11 protein-coding genes are annotated in these 18,371 nt (G+C 42.8%); 2 read left to right on the forward strand and 9 right to left on the reverse strand.

Translation table 11 applies throughout. The annotated features are described in order from the left end of the window. Nucleotides 1-175 precede the first annotated feature (175 nt). The 4 genes from HWQ36_RS34205 to HWQ36_RS34220 form a co-directional block, all read right to left on the reverse strand. Nucleotides 176-1,204: a carboxymuconolactone decarboxylase family protein gene (locus HWQ36_RS34205; protein WP_292711625.1), complete on the reverse strand. Its 1,029-nt coding sequence runs from the start codon at nucleotides 1,202-1,204 to the stop codon at nucleotides 176-178. A 111-nt stretch (nucleotides 1,205-1,315) separates the two neighbouring features. Then, entirely contained in the window at nucleotides 1,316-2,062 is a 747-nt protein-coding gene (locus tag HWQ36_RS34210) for a DevA family ABC transporter ATP-binding protein (protein ID WP_292711628.1), read from the reverse strand. A 9-nt stretch (nucleotides 2,063-2,071) separates the two neighbouring features. Next, nucleotides 2,072-3,274: an ABC transporter permease DevC gene (gene devC / locus HWQ36_RS34215; RefSeq protein WP_292711673.1), complete on the reverse strand. Its 1,203-nt coding sequence runs from the start codon at nucleotides 3,272-3,274 to the stop codon at nucleotides 2,072-2,074. Nucleotides 3,275-3,284: 10 nt separating this feature from the next. Then, on the reverse strand, nucleotides 3,285-4,472 hold the full coding sequence (locus tag HWQ36_RS34220; protein ID WP_292711632.1) for an ABC exporter membrane fusion protein: 1,188 nt from the start codon (nucleotides 4,470-4,472) through the stop codon (nucleotides 3,285-3,287). A 97-nt stretch (nucleotides 4,473-4,569) separates the two neighbouring features. Here HWQ36_RS34220 and HWQ36_RS34225 point away from each other — a divergent pair, with 97 nt between their 5' ends. Continuing rightward, complete coding sequence (locus tag HWQ36_RS34225; RefSeq protein WP_292711635.1) at nucleotides 4,570-5,121, forward strand: PadR family transcriptional regulator; 552 nt, start codon at nucleotides 4,570-4,572, stop codon at nucleotides 5,119-5,121. Between the two features lie 76 nt (nucleotides 5,122-5,197). Here HWQ36_RS34225 and HWQ36_RS34230 read toward each other — a convergent pair whose 3' ends face one another. The 5 genes from HWQ36_RS34230 to HWQ36_RS34250 all read right to left on the reverse strand — a co-directional run bounded on the left by HWQ36_RS34230 (nucleotide 5,198) and on the right by HWQ36_RS34250 (nucleotide 9,795). Continuing rightward, nucleotides 5,198-6,184 (reverse strand): GntR family transcriptional regulator, encoded by a 987-nt coding sequence (locus HWQ36_RS34230; protein ID WP_292711638.1) that lies wholly within the window; start codon nucleotides 6,182-6,184, stop codon nucleotides 5,198-5,200. Nucleotides 6,185-6,241: 57 nt separating this feature from the next. Continuing rightward, entirely contained in the window at nucleotides 6,242-6,643 is a 402-nt protein-coding gene (locus tag HWQ36_RS34235; RefSeq protein ID WP_292711641.1) for a hypothetical protein, read from the reverse strand. Between the two features lie 632 nt (nucleotides 6,644-7,275). Then, complete coding sequence (locus tag HWQ36_RS34240; RefSeq protein ID WP_292711644.1) at nucleotides 7,276-8,670, reverse strand: MFS transporter; 1,395 nt, start codon at nucleotides 8,668-8,670, stop codon at nucleotides 7,276-7,278. 23 nt (nucleotides 8,671-8,693) lie between these two features. After that, entirely contained in the window at nucleotides 8,694-8,936 is a 243-nt protein-coding gene (locus HWQ36_RS34245) for a hypothetical protein (protein ID WP_292711646.1), read from the reverse strand. Between the two features lie 265 nt (nucleotides 8,937-9,201). Further along, on the reverse strand, nucleotides 9,202-9,795 hold the full coding sequence (locus tag HWQ36_RS34250; RefSeq protein ID WP_292711649.1) for a TetR/AcrR family transcriptional regulator: 594 nt from the start codon (nucleotides 9,793-9,795) through the stop codon (nucleotides 9,202-9,204). A 1,550-nt stretch (nucleotides 9,796-11,345) separates the two neighbouring features. Between HWQ36_RS34250 and HWQ36_RS34255 the strand changes: the two genes are divergently transcribed. Then, nucleotides 11,346-18,290, forward strand: a complete 6,945-nt coding sequence (locus HWQ36_RS34255) for a type I polyketide synthase (protein WP_292711652.1) — start codon at nucleotides 11,346-11,348, stop codon at nucleotides 18,288-18,290. The last annotated feature ends 81 nt before the right edge of the window (nucleotides 18,291-18,371 follow it).

An 18,371-nucleotide genomic window follows, 5' to 3' on the forward strand; every position in this document is an offset into this window, starting at 1 on the left:
GAAACTGGTTTGCCAGTTGCTGCTACTGTACCTCATAACAGCCGTAAATGCTGTATAGTCCAAAATAAGCTCAATTCCCTGCTGAAGTTATCCATCAGAAAAATAATTTGGATACAATATTTCTTGCTCTATTGCATAAATGTTTTCTCGTTTTCATGAGAGTTATAGAAAAGCGTTAAGCAAATAGCACAGTTTGTGATAAATTGATCCAGCTTGCGATCATGCGTGCAGTATAGAAACTTGCCCAGACCACAACTGCTAGCAATTGCTCATCTAGAGGAAAGTAGGACTTGAATTCATCGATCACCGTTTTATCTACCTGAAAAGAGCTAAAGGCAGTCAGTAGGGCCAGTTTTGCGATCGCCTTTGCTCGTAAATCCAACCCATCTGTTAAAACTTCAACCCAGTGTCTACTGATTCCTTTGTCTTGTCCGTCCCACTTGTTGATAGTCTGCTCGACAAAACTTTGAACATCTTGCGAGACAAACTTACCAATAGTTTCATCAATTGCTACTGCGTGCCTCGCTAAGGCTTGGGCGATAAATGGGTTCGGTGCTGCCCATTGAAAATCATCAGTAAGGATTGACTCTGGTAGAAGTACAAGGGATTTGCCAGGGTTTCTCGATGCTCCTACTAGCCCAGTTTTGACCATGACTTTACGAATTATCCATCTGGCAATCCCTTTGCCAAAGGGGAGTGGGATAAATGCTTTATCAAGAAAGACATTTACTAACCGATTTGTGTAGTGGAAATTCAAGGCTGCACCAATTATTTCTGGTGCTTCTACGGAGTTGAAAGGAGGGTTTTGTAAAAGTGGATGGTTCGGCTGATTAGAAGATAAAGCCCATTCAACAATACTTTTTAACTTGGGATCGGCAATGGCGTTGAGGTCATTGTTGACAATTGCCGTTGCGATTTTCTGCTGCTTCAAACCTGACAACATGATCCTGTGAGCATCAATGCAATATGGGCAAGTGTTAAGCTTTGAGACCGCAAGATTGATTGCCTCTTTAACATCACGACTGACTTGGTTGTCTACTAAAAAAATCTCACGAAATAAAGACCAGTTGCCTGCAAATAATGTTGGAGAAACAGAGTGCATTACCAAAGTTGGAATTGGCAGTACTTCTTGCCGGATTTGAGTGTAAGTTTTACTCAATAAATCATCTTTATAACTAGACTTAATTGGTGTGATGTATTTCATAATTTAACTTCCTGTGAATAAGTATCAACTCCAATTTCACACCTAAAATATATTATTTTACTACTCAATTAGAATAGATAATAAAAATGCAATTTTTGTTAATTAAAAAGCCTAATGCACGAGTGTGGCTACGTCAGAACGATCAACTAAACGGCCATCTTCCATGTAAATAATCCGATCGGCGATATCCAGAATGCGGTTGTCGTGAGTGACTAACAAAATTGTACAGCCCTGTTCCTTTGCCAAACTTTGGAGAATTTCTACTACATCTCGTCCTGATTGTTTGTCTAATGCGGCCGTTGGTTCATCTGCAAGGATCAGTTTAGGTTGTCCAACCAAAGCCCGTGCGATCGCCACGCGTTGTTTTTGTCCACCAGACAGATTGCTAGGATAGTACTGAATGCGCTGCTCTAGCCCAACTGATGTCAGAATGTGTTTGATCCGAATATCGGCTTCTTCTGCTGTAATGTCGTGCATTTCTAAAGCCATTTCCACATTTTGATAGACACTCAAAAAGCCTAATAGGTTATGTGCTTGAAAGATGTAACCTATATGGCGACGAAGCAAAGTCATCTGTTGTTTGTCAGCGTTAAGCAATTCATGTCCCAGAACTTTGAGACTCCCTTCTTGGGCGGAACGCAGACTACCCATTAATGTCAGCAATGTAGTTTTTCCAGAACCCGATGGGCCTGTCAAAATTACGATTTCACCGCGCTCAATTTGCAAATTGACATCAAATAATACCTGTTTGCGAAGAGAACCATGACCAAAGTAGTGATTAAGATTAGAAATCGAAATGGCTGATTCTGGGAAAGAATGTTCGCTTAAAACTGTCTCAAGTGAAAGTAATTCGGTCATTACCAACTCCTAAAAAATATCAGCGGGATCTGCTGTCTGTAACTTACGCACTGCTATGCCGGCAGAAAACGAACACATGATTGTTGTCAAAATGAGAACGAATACTACCCGTCCTACATTCATTGCCATTGGTAACAGGGTCGCAATATGAGTAATTTGATAAATTGTTAAAGCAATGAAGATGCCAGGAATAAAGCCTAATATTGCTAGAATGAGTGACTCTTGAAATACAACAACTAGTAAGTATTTATCGTTAAATCCCATAGCTTTGAGGGTGGCGTATTCTGGTAAATGCTCAGTGACATCGCTGTAGAGAATTTGATAAACAATGACGGCTCCAACGATAAAGGCAATGACCACTCCTAAATCAAAGGTATAGCCGACTGGTGTACTGGCATTCCAGAAAGCAACTTCAGCTTTGGCGTAATCTTCTCTGGTTAAAACTTTGACATCATCGGGTAAGCGCGATCGCAAATCTACCAGAACTTTTTGGACATCAGCACCAGGCTTGAGCTTAATTACCCCCACATCAATTAATCCTGATTGGCGGGATGTCGCCATGCGTAAGAAGTTGATATCACTGGTGACTAAATAAGAATTTATACCAAAGGTGGGACTAAGTTGAAATAATCCCCGAACGCGAATTTGCCGTTGATTTATTTCAGTGGAAATTTGCTCACCTGCTTGAAAGTTTTGTCCAATCGGCCCAAACTCATGACGGGAACCTTCATTAAAGAGAGCTGTATCCGGTGTTCTCAGTTGTTTACGGTAGGCTTGCACACCGGCTAAGTTCATTACCTGATGTTCTGGATTAATACCGATCGCAAAAATATTCCAGATTTCTTTGTTGTAAGGATTGCGCCACTGAATAAAATCGAGATAAATCGGACTTACCGATTGCACTCCATCTACTCCTAGTGACTGATATAATCGTCTTTCCGTAAAGCGATCTAAGGAAATGAGCGATCGATAGCGGCCACTCAGCATCACGAGTTCGCCATTCAAACTATGGTGAAATTCTACTGCACTGCTAAACAAAGCTCCTCTAAAACCCAATTGCAGAAACATCAGCACATTAGCAAAACTAATCCCCGCAATGGCAACCATCAAGCGCGATCGCTCTTTCCGCAACTGCAACCACGATAGAAAAAGTGGTTTTTTCTTTTTCTTGGCTTTATTAGATACAGGCTGAGGATGGATAATTGTCGTCATCATGCCCTCCTTAAGATTGGACATTAATTTCCATTTGAACGCTTAAATTCGTTAAACCAGAAACCTTGCGGCTAGATTTTGGATCTAAATGGACTTTCACTTCCACAACTCGCGCATCAAATTGCGCTGCTGGATCGGTGTTTAACACATCCTTTTTACCGACTTCTAGCCCAACTTCAAACACCTTGCCGTGTAACACATCTGCAAAGGCATTATTCTTACTAGCGATCGTTGCAGATTGACCAACCCGGACTCGGCTAATATCTAGTTCATAGATTTCTGCTACCGCAACCATTTTTTGAGTCTGTCCCAGGCTAATGATGCCTTTATTACCTACTAGTTCTCCGGGACGGGTATGAATTTTCAAAACCTGCCCATTTTGGGGCGATCGCACAACTGCCAAATCCAGTTCCGCCTTTGCTCTAGCTACCCCAGTCTTTGCTTGGGCTACTTGCGATCGCGCTACTTCTACATCCACGGGACGCACTTCAGCAATTTGCTTCAGTGTCGCCTTCGCTTCTGTAATCTGCTTTTGCCGTGAAAGAATAATCCTGTTCAAAGCAGCACGGGCTTCGTTTAAGCTATCCCTAACGGTATCCGCCTTTAATTGCTTAGTATCACGCAAGGAAGCAGAGACAGCCCCCTCTATGTAGAGTTGCTGATAGCGTCGAGCTTCCAGTTCCCCATTCTCTAATTCTGCTTTCACACGAGCGATCGTCGCTTCTTGCGCTGCTGTTTCCGTGACCAACTCCGCCTGTAGTCGATCCACTACCTGTTCCTGCGCTTGAATTTGCCCCAACTTTGCACCAGCTTCAACCTGCTTTAAAAGAGTTTGAGCAACCACAACTTGCTGTTTTGCTTCTTGCAGGGCTGCTTGACGACGGGTATATGTATCTAGGATGGCAATTATCTGCCCCTTACGAATAAATTGACTGTGATTAACTTTCAGGGTATCTACTCTCGCACCATCAATAGATGTAGGGGCAAAAACATTCACAACTTCACCATCTGGCTCCAATCGCCCTAGCGCTGAGACTGTTCTGATAGTAGGTTTAGTAGCCGATACTATTTGCTGAGATGGACGACTTGTAATTTTGTGATAGACAACTACAGCCGCCACCACCATAACAAAGCCAGCAATGACAACGGTAATCCCACGCGGATGGCGCAACTTCATCCCTATTTCAGAAGCCACCATAATTAATCACCAGTGATTGAACTAATTTTATTGTATTCAAATATTTGAATACAAAATTATGATAGACTTAAATTGTTGATTACGTCAAGTCTTTTTTATGGCTCTCAAGCACGCGATTCTAGCTTTTCTTTCCCGTCAACCTCTGAGTGGCTATGAAGTTGCCAAAGAATTTGATGAAGGCTTTGGGAGTTGTTTTTGGAAGGTTAGCCACCAGCAAGTCTATGCTGAACTAGGCAAACTGGAGCAACAGAACAATGTTACCTATGAAGCGATTCCCCAACCGGGACGGCTGGATAAGAAAATCTACTCCATAACCACACAAGGGCAGAAAGAACTAACTAACTGGTTAATGAAACCTACTGAACCAACCACAATCCGTGAAGATTTGGGTGTAATAGGACTTGCTGGACATCTTATTGATATAGAGGTGATTGTGCGCGAAATTGAACGACGGCGACAACTCCACCTCGAAAAGGCGCATCAAATACAAAAACTTGACCAACAGTTTGCTCAGAACCTAGAATCCTTGACACCTAAGGATCTCTATATGCATCTCATTATTCGCCGCACAATTCGCTATCAACAAGATTGGGTGGCATGGTGTGACGAAGCCCTTCAGGCAATTACTGCTCTCCCAGAGTATAAGTAAGGTCGCTATTTTCCTGTGTCACTCATGGGAAAAATAGTTTGGCATAACAGGTACTGAATAACCTTGATAATTTAGCTTACTCTTTCATTTGGATTGCAACTAAGCGAGTTTTTAAAACAGATGCACTAGCTCTGTTAATAATAAATTTAAAACTCACAACTTTTTCAGGTTGAGGACTGACTTCTCGGATATAATCATACGCAGATTGAGAAGCACAAATCAGGTCAAACTTATTTAGCAGATTAAAATCTGACTGAACACTTTCAAGACCGAATGACTGCAAATTTAAGTGGGAAGATCCACATTTTTCTAGCATCTGTTTCATATTTTTACCTTCGCCTAATTTTTGACCAATAACTAATATCTTGCTCCCACGATTTAAAGTTGAAATATGTGTTATAATTGGCAAATCTGGCTCAAAATTTACTCCGATTACTTCCTGTTTTGAAGCAGTCATTTGAGTTACATTCCATGCATATTGGGAATTTGTAATCACTAGATCGCAGGTATGTAATTCTCTCAAAGCTACTGCTTGACGAGTTTGCAAATCTTCTAAATATAGTAATGATACAGGATTGCTGATTTCTGCTTGGACAGAGTGAAAATACAAATCAGCCTCAGATTGAAGAGATTCTACAAATGCTAGCTTCAGGGGAATAACTTGTTTACGCTCATTTGAACTCACAGCCACAGTATAAGCAGTCAATCCAAAATCAAATGGGCTTAACTCCATCTGAGTAGCTATCAAAAAAGCTTGTTCTAGTACTTGATAGAGAGAGTCACGACTAATAGACTTTTGCACCAATTCACTTTCAGCTACAAAAGTTCCTCTGCCTCGTTTAGCTATTAGATATCCAGTTTCAATTAGTTCAGAATATACTAAGGCAATAGTGTTGTGATTTATATTCAAGTATTCTGCTAGTTGAATAACTGTTGGTAAGCTATCTCCAGGTTTCAAATATTGTGTCCCAATCAACAGCTTAATCTGTCCAGAAAGCTGAGTGGCAATTGGAAAAGGAGCATGAGTATCAATGATGATAGGTAGTAGTTTTGAAACAGACATTAAACTCAAAAATCAAATTAGGAATGCTATGTGTTTATCTCAATTTTATCTCAATTTTTAATTAATCAACTTTTTAGAGAATACATTTATTTTTTTACCTTCTTGGTAAACAACTTCAATTTCATTCACGCTTCCTACTAATTCTAAGAGAGAATTATGAATACAAAATATCCATTTTCTCCGTCGTTTTAAATAAGAAAACACTAGATAGCTGGGACAAAAAATCCTGAGAAAACTATTCTGATTCCATAAATATAAATTAATACTACAACTTTTGAAAATTTCTCTTGTTGAATCGTCTAAGTAGGCTAATATCTGCTGATTAAATGGAGGTGATAAACTGCTAGCTTGTTCTAACTTTAGCTGTGCTAACTCTAACTCATCTGTTACCTTGGGCTTACTTGCATTATATAGAGTTGGCTGAATAGATGATTTAGGCTCAAGTAGCTTAACTGTCATAGCTTGCCTCCTGGTGTCTTGTTTGTTAGCACTCTTTTGTGAAGAAAAGATAAATAGATAAGCACTAGAAAGTATAACTGCGTTTAGAAGATAGTAAAGCTAGAATTTAGACTTAAACTTTTGCATCCAACTTTGATAGTTTCCTCGTAAAGTAACTAGTATTATAAGGTCTGCGTGCCAACATCAAAAACGCAGGAGGTACGCATTAGAAGGACAATGATGAAATTGAGAAGCCTGAGCGTGAGGTAGATTCCATATTTTTGATCTTCTCAATATCAGATAGTTATTCCTCAATTTTGTTACTCACTAGCGTTTCCACACAATCGAAAGTTGTTCCAGAAAAAGCAGTTTTAATCAAAGCATTGCGCCGAGTCAACACAGGATCTTCCAGGTGGGCATGGTTAGAAAAGCCGCAAGTCCCAACAGCAACACGACGATCGGACTAATGCTTAGAAACAACAACTGGATATTGCGGTAAAACAGAGTTGACATAATTCTCATGCCCTTTTATAACCTGTGTGCAACATCGTCGTATTAAACTGTTTGGCGCACTCCTTGGCGATCGCTCTTTCTACAACAAATTTTTGATCATTACTCGACTTGACAAAAGAGGTAATTTCATGATTATAACTTCAAACTTCTTTTGACTGAGTTTTGATATTTATTCCAATTAGTGAGGTCAACAAACCACCTGCAATCAAAAATGCAAAAATTCTGTCGAAAGCATTAAGTAATTCGGTTGGTGATGGTCTACCTAAAAGTGCAATCACAATGGCGATTCCCAAAACAGATCCTATTTGACGAATTGCCTGGTTAATTGCGCTGCCAACAGCAAATTGGTTCGGTGGAATCGAATGTACTGCCGCACTGCTAAGTATTGATAACAGTAGCCCAACTCCAATTCCAATTAAAATTGCTGATGGTAACCAAATAGCGAAGAAAGATGGCGTTACCTGTGCTTGGGTGTACAATAACAACGCGCCCATTGCAAAAATGATCCCACCAGGAACAATCAGCACACGATGACCTCTGGTATCAGCAATTCGACCGGCAAATGGAGTCACAAAAGCAACCATTAGTGGGCCCGGAGTGATTGCAAGTCCAGCAGCCAAGGTGGAGTACCCCCACACTTTAGTCAAAAAGAGTATAAGCCCGAAGAACATGGCATTAAAAGACATGCCAAAAACTAGCGTAGCTAAGTTGGCGAATCGATAATTTGGGTCATGGAAAAGTTTCAAATCGAACGCCGGAGATTTAACTTGAGTCGAACGATACAAAAACAAAATTAGCAGTGCTATTCCCACAACTATGGTAATGATTGTCCGGTTATCGTTCCAGCCCCACTCGTTACTTTGAACTATTCCTAGAGCTGCAAGACCAACTCCGGCGATCGATAGCATTACACCAATTACATCTGGTATATCTTTAGCGTTAAGGTCGCGCGATTCAAACAGCAATCGACTACCGAAGATGATGGCTATAACACCGATAGGAAGGTTTAAGAAGAATGCCCATCGCCATCCACAGGTTTGGACAATTACCCCTCCCAAGGAAGGGCCGATTGCTGCTGCTAAACCACCTACAGCTCCCCAGATAGTGACAGCAGTTGCCCTCTTGTTTTTGGGAAATGCAGTCAGAATTAACGCTAATGAAGCAGGGGTGAGCATCGCACCACCAATAGCCTGAAAACTGCGAGCCGCAATTAATAGCTCAGGGCTGGGTGCTATTCCACACAATACAGAAGCGAGGGTAAACGTCGCTACACCTGAAAGAAACACCTTGCGCCGACCAATTCGGTCTGCCAAGCGTCCGGCTGGCACTAAAAGTGCAGCATAAAAGACTGTGTATGCGTTCAGAACCCATGAAAGCTGGGCTGGGGAAACCCCAGAAAAGGTATTCTGGATGCTGGGGAAGGCAACAAATAGCACTGTTGCATCCAGGGATGCTGCAAAAACGGCTAAGTTAGTCAAAGCCAAGATTTTCCAGGCATTAGACAGATTGTTTGTTTTGTCATTTGGAGCCAGCATGATTAAAGCCTCAAAGCATGTTTTTAAAAGCCTGCAAGATGCACTATCTCACCAAGCACAATTTGTTGGATTCCGTCAACGATGACCATATCATCAGACTCAATTGCTCCCTGTACAAGAACGCGATCGCTGTCGGTATACACAACTTCCACATTTCGACGCTCGATGCGGTAGGACTTTAAGCGTAAATTCTTTGGGGAATTTTCTGCCTGCGTCACCGCGTAACAGAGTATGGTGCTGAATAACGCTAGTTTCTTTGCTTTCAATTTGAGATGGGGTAGCACTGGAATGAACGCCCTAACTTTTCACCTGAGTTACTTTCCATTGCTCTTAACCCCCCAAAATTCTTGAGAAGCGATCGCTGCACTTGTATCGACTACCTGCTTGGATCTATAACAGGGCATATATAGACCTTATTTGCAAATAATGATCTTGTGTTGCTTGCATACTAAACTTGCCAAATTTTGACACTTTTAGACCAATCGGTCTTTTAAAGTCCAAAAAAATTTATCTGTGTTTAAATTAGTCTTTTCATGGCAGAAGACTTTTTAGATACCTATTCAAGTGTTCGCTCACTCTTTCCATGTGAATACGCTTTTTGTAGAGTTGGCTCATCATCAGCGCTCCTTCAAGATTAGAAATTATAATGGTTGCCACCAAATCGGCTTCAACAGTCTGAGAAATTTCACCTCTAGCAATTCCCTTTTCGATAATTTGACAAATAAGTTGCCGCCAACTGTTCATTGCCTCCTGCGTTCTTAAAAGTAAAGCAGAATTGGTATCGTCGCTCTCAATCGCTGTATTCAATATCGGGCATCCACCAGGTATAAGCGGCTCATCAATCACAAAACTCAGGTAAACAGAAATTATGGCTTCTAAACGTTCAATTGTATAGGTCTTTCCTTTCAAAACATTGAGGAAACGTTGATTAACAAGGTTAAAAGCAAGGTCTAAAGCATTAAGCGCTAATTCTTCTTTACTCTGGAAGTGGTTATAAATGCCTCCTTTTTGCAAACCTGTGGCACGCATAATATCTGACATTGAAACACCACTATAACCCTTCTTGTTAAACAGTTCTGCTGCTTTTTGCAGAATATTTTCTCGGGTAATTTTTGCTTTGGACATTTGTCATCTCTAGTTAAAGACCAATCGGTCTCTAGCAACATCGTCATAGTATCAGAAGAATTTTTAAATTACAAGAGGTAAAGCGAGATATTTAGATAACTATTTAACTGGACTGGTTTTGAAAATATGGTTTACCCGGATTTCTCGCTACAATTCTCAAAGCCTTATAAAATCTAGATTTCGGTGTTTCACACTGCATCAAAAAATAACCGATTAAAAATGCCCGAAACATATCCTGAGTAAGGATTATGAAGATTGCGATGCCTGCGGCGGGCGTAGCCATCGCGGGACTTGTGAGAAGTACGGGTTTAGGGACTTCTAAAAAATAAAATCCTCAGCGAGTAGGAATGATAATCAATGTAGAGGGTGGGGAGTCAGAGTAGCCAATAGTAACCCCGATTCCCTTTTGCAGTAAGTTTAATTATGTAATGTTCGAGTTTTTGGGTATCTAAGAGTGTCAATTAGATTAACTGACTCGCTCCAAATTCTGCTTAAACAAACAGTTAGATATGAGAAGGATTCAGAAGACAGAATAATGCCTCCGGCATGCTCTTCGCGTTCAGAATTCAGAATACCCCAGCAGTCAAGTCAGGGGTAACAGCCACGGAAAGAATTAATATCACGCGCGTTTAAAATCGGGGGCTTTAAACCTCCCTTGGACATCCAGTCGCACAGAATCCATTCTGGATTCAGGCGGATGTATTCTGAATTCTTCTTCGGTAAGAGATGAAGGCAATAGGAGCAATTGTAAGTAGATTTTTTGAAAGTTTCGTGAGTGTTGTTTTGGTAAAACTTTATTTAATATTAGGATAAGGAATACATTGACATCTAAGGGTAATAACGGTGATATTCTCTTTTTACGTTGCTTTAAAAGCTATAACCAGTTTTTTTAGACTTATTTGTAAGTTATAAATTTTACCAATCTATACTGTTTTATACCGTTTCAATAGTATTTCAATACCTTTATATTGGTATCAATCAATGAACACCACGAGTTCATCTCTAGTATAAAGCAAGCAACACCAGGTCTAAGGTATCAGCGATATTGGGCTAGTTTTTGAGCTAATTATCAAGAAATTTGGAAATTTTTGTTATCCCAAATTCTCTATAAATTTGCACTTAATAACTGGTTGCAAACCAAATAGGGTTTTTAGCATTACAGCCTATATCATTGCAAATTACTTAAATGCAGCTTCAGGTAAACTTGGTAAAAATCTGAATTCACAACAAACTCTGTTCAATTTTGCCAAAATCATAAATACTTCTTCAACTGTCCAATTTCTTAATTAATTTCCTGCTTCCTTTGGTAAGGTTTAGAAAGCAATATTGTTTACCTACAATTTAAGGGAGTGTAACATGATGTCTGTAAATAGGACATATTGTAAAAAGCTTTTGCAATCAAATTAAGACTTAAAATCATTGCATTACAGCTATTTATTTACAATGTGTTGCATTTTCTTACTTTGTCATATCTCCTTTAAAGCTTAAGGTGGTTTTCGCTTCAGCAGGCTAGTTAATATTTTCCGAACAAATTTAAAGCAATTACAGATATGCACAGCACAGCATCTGACCCTAGTGGAATTGCAGTCGTTGGAATGGGTTGTTGGTATCCTGGCGCAAATGATTTACAACAACTTTGGGAAAACATAGTAGCCAAGCGACAACAGTTTCGGCGATCGCCAGATCAGCGCTTACCTCTTGGCGACTATTACGATCCAGATCCAGCAGCGCCAGACAAAACCTACGGTAGCCGTATGGCTGTGATCGATGGTTTTGAGTTTGACTGGGTTAAGTGGCGCATTCCTAAAACCGTAGTAGATTCCGCAGACATTGCTCAATGGTTAGCTTTGGAAGTTGCCATCCAAGCCGCGGAGGATGCCGGATACAAACGTACAACCATTCCGACTGAGCGTACTGGTGTCTTGCTTGGCAACACCCTGACAGGGGAATTTTCTCGCTCCACTAGTATGCGAATGCGTTGGCCCTATGTCCGGCGGGCCTTAATTGCCACAGCGCAAGCCCAAAAACTTCCCATACAAGTTATAGACTCCCTAGTAGAGACAATGGAAGTTTACTACAAGTCTGTATTCTCACCAATTACAGAAGACACACTTGCAGGTAATCTTTCCAATACGATCGCAGGCAGAGTTTGCAATTTTTTCAACTTCCACGGTGGCGGTTACACAGTCGATGGAGCCTGTTCTTCTTCCTTAATTGCTGTGGCTAACGCTGCTACTGCTTTAAGAAATGGCGACTTAGACCTGGCTTTTGCTGGTGGTGTAGATATCAGTCTAGACACCTTTGAACTGATTGGGTTTGCCAAGACTGGTGCTTTGACTAGTACAGATATGAAAGTTTATGACCGCCGAGCCAGTGGCTTTATCCCTGGTGAAGGATGCGGTTTTGTCGTTCTCAAGCGCTTAGAAGAGGCGCGTGCGGATGGCAACTATATCTATGCAGTATTGAATGGCTGGGGCATATCATCTGATGGTAAAGGTGGCATTACAGCACCTAACCGTGAAGGACAAGCTCTTTCGTTGCGCCGTGCTTACGAAAGAGCTGGTTACAGTCCACATACCCTCGATTTTATTGAAGGACACGGAACTGGGACAGTAGTAGGCGATCGCACAGAATTAGAAGGGATTGCCTTAGCCATGAATGCTTATGGTGAACCAAATCCCCGCTCCTGTGGGATCACTTCCTTTAAATCCCTAGTTGGTCACACCAAAGCCGCAGCCGGGATCGGCGCTTTCATTAAATCAGTCATGGCTGTTAACCGTCGAGTTGTACCACCAGTAGCTGATTGCCAAGAACCTAATGCCGTATTTGAGGGTTCCGCCCGTTCCCTTTATCCCATTTTGCAAGGAGAAGTCCGTCCTCAAACAAATATTCTCCGGGCTGGTGTGTCTGCTATGGGATTTGGGGGGATTAATTGCCATGTTACCCTTGAATCTGGCGATGCTCCAGCCGAGAGATTGCAAACATCTATTGAAGAACGGTCTTTACTAGTTTCTCACCAGGATACAGAGATTTTCGTCCTGGGTGCTGAATCTATTCCCGCTTTACTCGAACAAACACGGACTTTGAGCAGTAAAGTAGAAGGTTTGAGTATCGCTGAATTGGTTGACCTGGCTGCATACCTGACCCGCAACCTCAAACCCCAACTACCTGTTCGGGCAGCTGTCATCGCTGGTAAGCCTGGGGAGCTAGTTAAACATCTCAGTCTCCTAGAAAAATTATTGCGTGAAACGCCCCCTGCTCAAGGAGAATTTGCTGTTAGCCCGCAAAAAGAAGTGTGGGTAGGGAATAACGTCCGGCAAAATCGAGTTGGTTTTCTGTTTCCCGGACAGGGTTCGCAGAAATTGAATATGGCTCGTTTGCTTGTAGAGCGCTATTCCTGGGCTAGAGAACTCGTGGAGCAAGCAGATAGCTGGTTGCGTGCAGATGGCTTTCCGGGTGTGCGAGACTCTATATTTTTACCCCTAGACCGTGCCGTCAATCAAGAACAAGTTGAAGAGTGGTCAACAGCACTAGCGCAAACACAAGTTGCTCAACCAGCAATTTCTTTGACTTCGTTGCTTTGGCTACGCTATCTCCAGCGTCTGGGAATTGAACCGGTTGCTGTAGGGGGTCATAGCCTTGGGGAATTAATTGCTTTTTACGCAGCCGGAGCCTTTGACGAAAAATCCCTTCTCTATATAGCTGCAATTCGCGGACAGGCAATGTCTGCGACTGTGGGAGGTGAAACTCAAGGTGCAATGGCAAGTCTAGCTTGCTCTCAAGAGGTAGCAGAGAATATTCTTCAGCAAGTCAGTGGCTACGTCGTCCTAGCTAATATCAACACTCCGCAGCAGATGGTGATCTCCGGTGAATTGGCGAGTATTGAGCAAGCGATCGCCCTAGCTCAAGCAGCAGAAATTCGCACCCGTCGGCTGTCAGTTTCTAATGCTTTCCATTCTCAATTAGTTGCAACTGCAGCTGAACATCTGAGACAGCAAGAACTCATCCCGGATCGATTAGAAAAAATTAACGTACCTCTATTTTCCAGTGTAGACGGTCAGCAGATCGAGCCAGGGCTACCGTTGCGTGACCACTTTGCCAATCAGATCCTGGCACAGGTGGATTTTATTTCGCTGGTGAAGACACTCTCACAAAACTGCGATTTACTTGTGGAAGTCGGCCCGGGGAAAGTCCTTTCTGGTCTAGTAAGTGATATTACTGGTTCCAATGGCATATCTTGCCTACCTGTTGAGTCAAAGCCTGGAGTGCATCAAGATTTAAATGTCATGCTCGCTGCCATATTTGTCCGTGGTAGTGAAGTTAAATGGGAAGCTCTTTACGAGAATCGTCTGATTCGTCCTTTTGTACCAGCATCAGAACGAGTGTTCATTGAAAATCCCGTAGAGCGAACATTCCAAGTATCTACAGAGCAAATACCTCCTGCTTCGGCAGTGTCTTATGCTTCCCTGCATCCAATGCCTAATGAACAAAACCAAGTTCCTTGGGAAATGTTGTCAAATTACATTTCCCAACGTGGAAGGTTTTTGACAGAGGTAATCCGAGCAGACTTGCAAAGTTTGCCCCATTCTCCCAACGGCACCAACGATAACGGCTCTGCTACTTCCAATGGCTCCTCAAAGAATGGTTTTTCTACTCCCAGCAATGGCACTTCTAACTTAGTAAACGGTTCGTCAAAGTCAATTTCCTACATCTCTCAACCAGAAATACCTCAGATTGCTCCTATACCTAGTCTTTCTACTAATGGCAAGCAAAACCTTAGTGTTGAAAGCTTTCTTGTGGACTTTATTGTCAAACAAACAGGTTTTCCTCAAGAGAGCGTCACACCAGAAATTAGACTACTAGATGACCTCAACCTCGATTCGATTAAAGCCGGGGAAGTGATTGCTGCTGCCACACAAGAATTTGGTGTTGCAGGCAAGATTGACCCAGCATCTATGGCCAATGCCACAATCCAAGAGATTGCTGAGGCGATTGAGCTTGTGATGCCAGAAATACCTCAGATTGCTCCTATACCTAGTCTTTCTACTAATGGCAAGCAAAACCTTAGTGTTGAAAGCTTTCTTGTGGACTTTATTGTCAAACAAACAGGTTTTCCTCAAGAGAGCGTCACACCAGAAATTAGACTACTAGATGACCTCAACCTCGATTCGATTAAAGCCGGGGAAGTGATTGCTGCTGCCACACAAGAATTTGGTGTTGCGGGCAAAATTGACCCAGCATCTATGGCTAATGCCACAATTCAAGAGATTGCTGAGGCGATTCAGGTTGTCATACCCCAAAGCAGTAATGAAGTGAAAGCGAATAGCAATGGCTCTCATCCAGAGGCTCGCAGCCAGACTCAACTATCAGTACAGACACCAGAGAGCGATCGCAAACCACGGGTGCGTGACTACATAGTTCAAACTGTTGCAGAGGCATCTACACCAGTTGCTTTTGGCAAGCATCCAGAGGAGAACTGGCAAACTGCCAACACCATCATTCTGTGTGAAACCAATGAAGTTCCAATAGCGGAAGCGTTGTCTAAGAAACTGCGTAACCAAGGTGCCAAGGCTCAAACCTTATCCTTTGCCGCAGCCTTAACCCAAGGAGTCATTGACAGCAAAGATTTCACTCACTTCATTGCTGTGCTTCCCCAGAAACCGAGTCATGAGTCATCGCCAGATGCCCGTTTACTCAATATGATTCAGCGAGTCCACAGCATTGCTACTCCACCCCCAGCCTCGCAAACAGCCCGCACCCATACAACAGTGGCGTACATCCAATTTGGTGGCGGACATTTCGGTACACAGCCACCGTTTGCAGAGATCGAGCAATGCTGTGCAATTGGTTTTGCATCTAGTTTGCATCTAGAACGCCCCGATCTCAAGGTGAGAGTCATTGATTTTTCTACCAAGCTCAGTTCCGCCAAGATTGCAAAATGCGTAACGCAAGAGCTTGCTAATCCTCATTTGTATCTAGCTGCGGGCTACGATGCCAATCTGACTCGTTATGTTCCTCGGCCGCAAGTACAAGAACCAGTCGAGTATGAAGACCGAGGCATTACCTGGTCTTCTAAAGATGTCATTCTTGTCACTGGTGGAGCTAAGGGTATTACTGCGGAGTGTGCCTTAGCTTTGGCAAAGAAGACAGGGGTACGTATGGCCCTTGTTGGTCGTTCACCACTTCCAGACAAACATACTGTTGGTTCTGGAAATGCAGAAGTGATGCGGACTCTCGAACGCTTCAGTGCTGAAGGATTAACCTGTCTTTGCTACAGTTGTGATGTTGCCGACCCCGAATCTTTAAGGGCTGTCCTCCGGCAAATTCGCCAAGACTTGGGCGAGATTACAGGAGTCATTCATGGCGCTGCCCTAAATTGGCCGAGACTGATTGAACAAGTGTCTGTAGAAGCAGCATTTGATGAAACCAAGCCCAAGCTGAAAGGTATTCTCAATTTGTATGAGGAATTTGCCAATACACCACTGAAGTTATTTGCTGGTTTCTCGTCAGTTATTGGTATTACCGGAATGCAGCGTAATGCTTGGTACGGCTTTTCCAATGAAGCTTTAGACCTGATTTTGCGCCGCTTCAAAGCTCAACATCCACAAACTGCTGTTGTTTCGATGGCGTTTAGTGTTTGGGAAGAAGTCGGTATGGGAGCGCGGATGGGAAGCGTTCGCAGTCTGAATAAAATGGGCATCAAAGCGATTCCCAAAGATGCAGGTGTCGCTCGGTTCTTGCATCTGATTGAGAATGAACCTGCCGATCTGCGAGTGGTAGTTGCTGCGCCGATGCAAGCCCTTTCTGCCTTTGAGACAGGTGGTTTCGATACTTGGTTCGCCGAACGGTGTTTACCGCCTCAAGAGTCAAAATTCTTAGAACGGGTACTGTTGTGCGAACCTGGTGTGGAGATGGTTGCACGGGCACATTTGAGTCTAGAACGAGATTCTTACCTTCTAGATCACCTATATAAAGGTTCTTACCTGTTTCCCACGGTTTTCGGCTTAGAGGCTATGGCTCAAGCAGTTGCTTATGTGATGAGTAAGAATACCTTGCCAACTCTTGACATTGCAGATATTCGCCTAGAGCGTCCAATTGTTGTCGATCCAGAAAAAGGGCTGGACATAGAAATTCATGCCGAGGTACTGGAGCGAGAGTCTAAAAATGATCCCCAGCAGGTGTGCGTAACTATTAAAACAGAAAAAACTGGGTTCAATATTAGCCATTTTTCTGCTACCTTTATTCTTAGTAGCGCAAAAACTCCTGCTATCGAGTCGGTTGAACTTCCATCTACACCACTGGATATTCGACCTCAAGAGGATCTCTACAGTTGGCTGCTGTTCCAAGGGCCGCGTTTCCAACGCTTACAGCAAATTTACACCCTAAATTCTGACAAATGTATATTCCGTACTCAGAGAAACTTTACTTTCTCTTCTAAGCAAGTAGCCAACTTAGACAGGTCAGAAGGGCCTTTCTTGCTCGGAGATCCTTACTACAGAGACTCGTTGCTCCAAGCTGGACAACTGTTGATTCCACAGGAAAATTGCCTTCCTGTATTGATTGAGCGGATCGAAATCTACCAGCCAGATGATGAACAGAGTAATTCGTGTATTGCGATCGCCGTACATCAGGGTCAATCAGGTAAACAATTCCGCAATACTGTGCTTGTCGTAACTGAAGATGGGCAAGTTGTCGAAAAGCTGAGTGGATATGAGGCGCGGCTACTAGAACACCGTGCAGATTATCCGACAGTTGCAGAACTAGCCGATCCCCACCGCAGAGATGAAATACTGCTGCACAAAAAAATTAGCGATCGCGCAGGTTTCTTTAGAGTTAGCACCCCAGAAATTTCTTTAGCTTATCTGCCTGAAATGGGCATTTTATCACCCGCCGAACGTCATCTCCAGGAGTTGCCTTTATTCTATCAGGCTCTCGGTAAACTACTTAACGGTAATGCTAACCTTGCTCCCCAGGTTGAAATTAACTGGACTGTATCTGGAAAACCGGTGGTTGATGGAGTGGCTCAGAAGGAAGTGGAAGTTTCTCTTTCTCACGATCAACGTGTTTGTCTCTGTGTGGCGGGATGGGGATCTCAAGGTTGCGATATTGAACCTGTAAGCCATCGTACCCAGCAAGAGTGGAATGCATTGCTAAGTGATGCACGACAGCCGTTAATGCAACAGTTGCTGCTGCGATCGGATGACTCAGGGGATTTCGCTGGTATGCGGATTTGGACGGCTGTAGAAGCTCTGCGGAAAGCAACTGAGGCCAAGGACATCAGCTTCAGAATCGCTCGTATCGAAGGAGATAGCGTACTGTTCCGTGATATGTCCACCGGTAGTCAACTCAAAGTCCTGACTTTCCCAGTGCAGTTGACGCGAGGTTCACAAAGAATGGTTGCATTAGTTGTAAAGGATGCTCAACCCGAACAAGTAGCCATGATTCATACTCTGAAGGAGGGTAATGAATTAACTTTGTTGAGCGGAAAAATCTAAGTACAGTTTTGCGTAAAAAAGTAGCGATTTGAAACGCAAAGGATCGCAGAGTCTTGGTGTAATTTAATTCAAAGGTCATCA

The sequence above is a fragment of the Nostoc sp. NMS2 genome (genome assembly GCF_017115105.1).
GTDB lineage: Bacteria > Cyanobacteriota > Cyanobacteriia > Cyanobacteriales > Nostocaceae > Nostoc.

Bases quoted from the DNA above. Each gene is read 5' to 3' on its own strand.
- HWQ36_RS34235 (WP_292711641.1), bottom strand. From the start codon at position 6,643: ATGACAGTTAAGCTACTTGAGCCTAAATCATCTATTCAGCCAACTCTA.
- HWQ36_RS34220 (WP_292711632.1), bottom strand. From the start codon at position 4,472: ATGGTGGCTTCTGAAATAGGGATGAAGTTGCGCCATCCGCGTGGGATT.
- HWQ36_RS34230 (WP_292711638.1), bottom strand. From the start codon at position 6,184: ATGTCTGTTTCAAAACTACTACCTATCATCATTGATACTCATGCTCCT.
- HWQ36_RS34240 (WP_292711644.1), bottom strand. From the start codon at position 8,670: ATGCTGGCTCCAAATGACAAAACAAACAATCTGTCTAATGCCTGGAAA.
- HWQ36_RS34210 (WP_292711628.1), bottom strand. From the start codon at position 2,062: ATGACCGAATTACTTTCACTTGAGACAGTTTTAAGCGAACATTCTTTC.
- HWQ36_RS34205 (WP_292711625.1), bottom strand. From the start codon at position 1,204: ATGAAATACATCACACCAATTAAGTCTAGTTATAAAGATGATTTATTG.
- HWQ36_RS34225 (WP_292711635.1), top strand. From the start codon at position 4,570: ATGGCTCTCAAGCACGCGATTCTAGCTTTTCTTTCCCGTCAACCTCTG.
- devC (WP_292711673.1), bottom strand. From the start codon at position 3,274: ATGACGACAATTATCCATCCTCAGCCTGTATCTAATAAAGCCAAGAAA.
- HWQ36_RS34250 (WP_292711649.1), bottom strand. From the start codon at position 9,795: ATGTCCAAAGCAAAAATTACCCGAGAAAATATTCTGCAAAAAGCAGCA.
- HWQ36_RS34255 (WP_292711652.1), top strand. From the start codon at position 11,346: ATGCACAGCACAGCATCTGACCCTAGTGGAATTGCAGTCGTTGGAATG.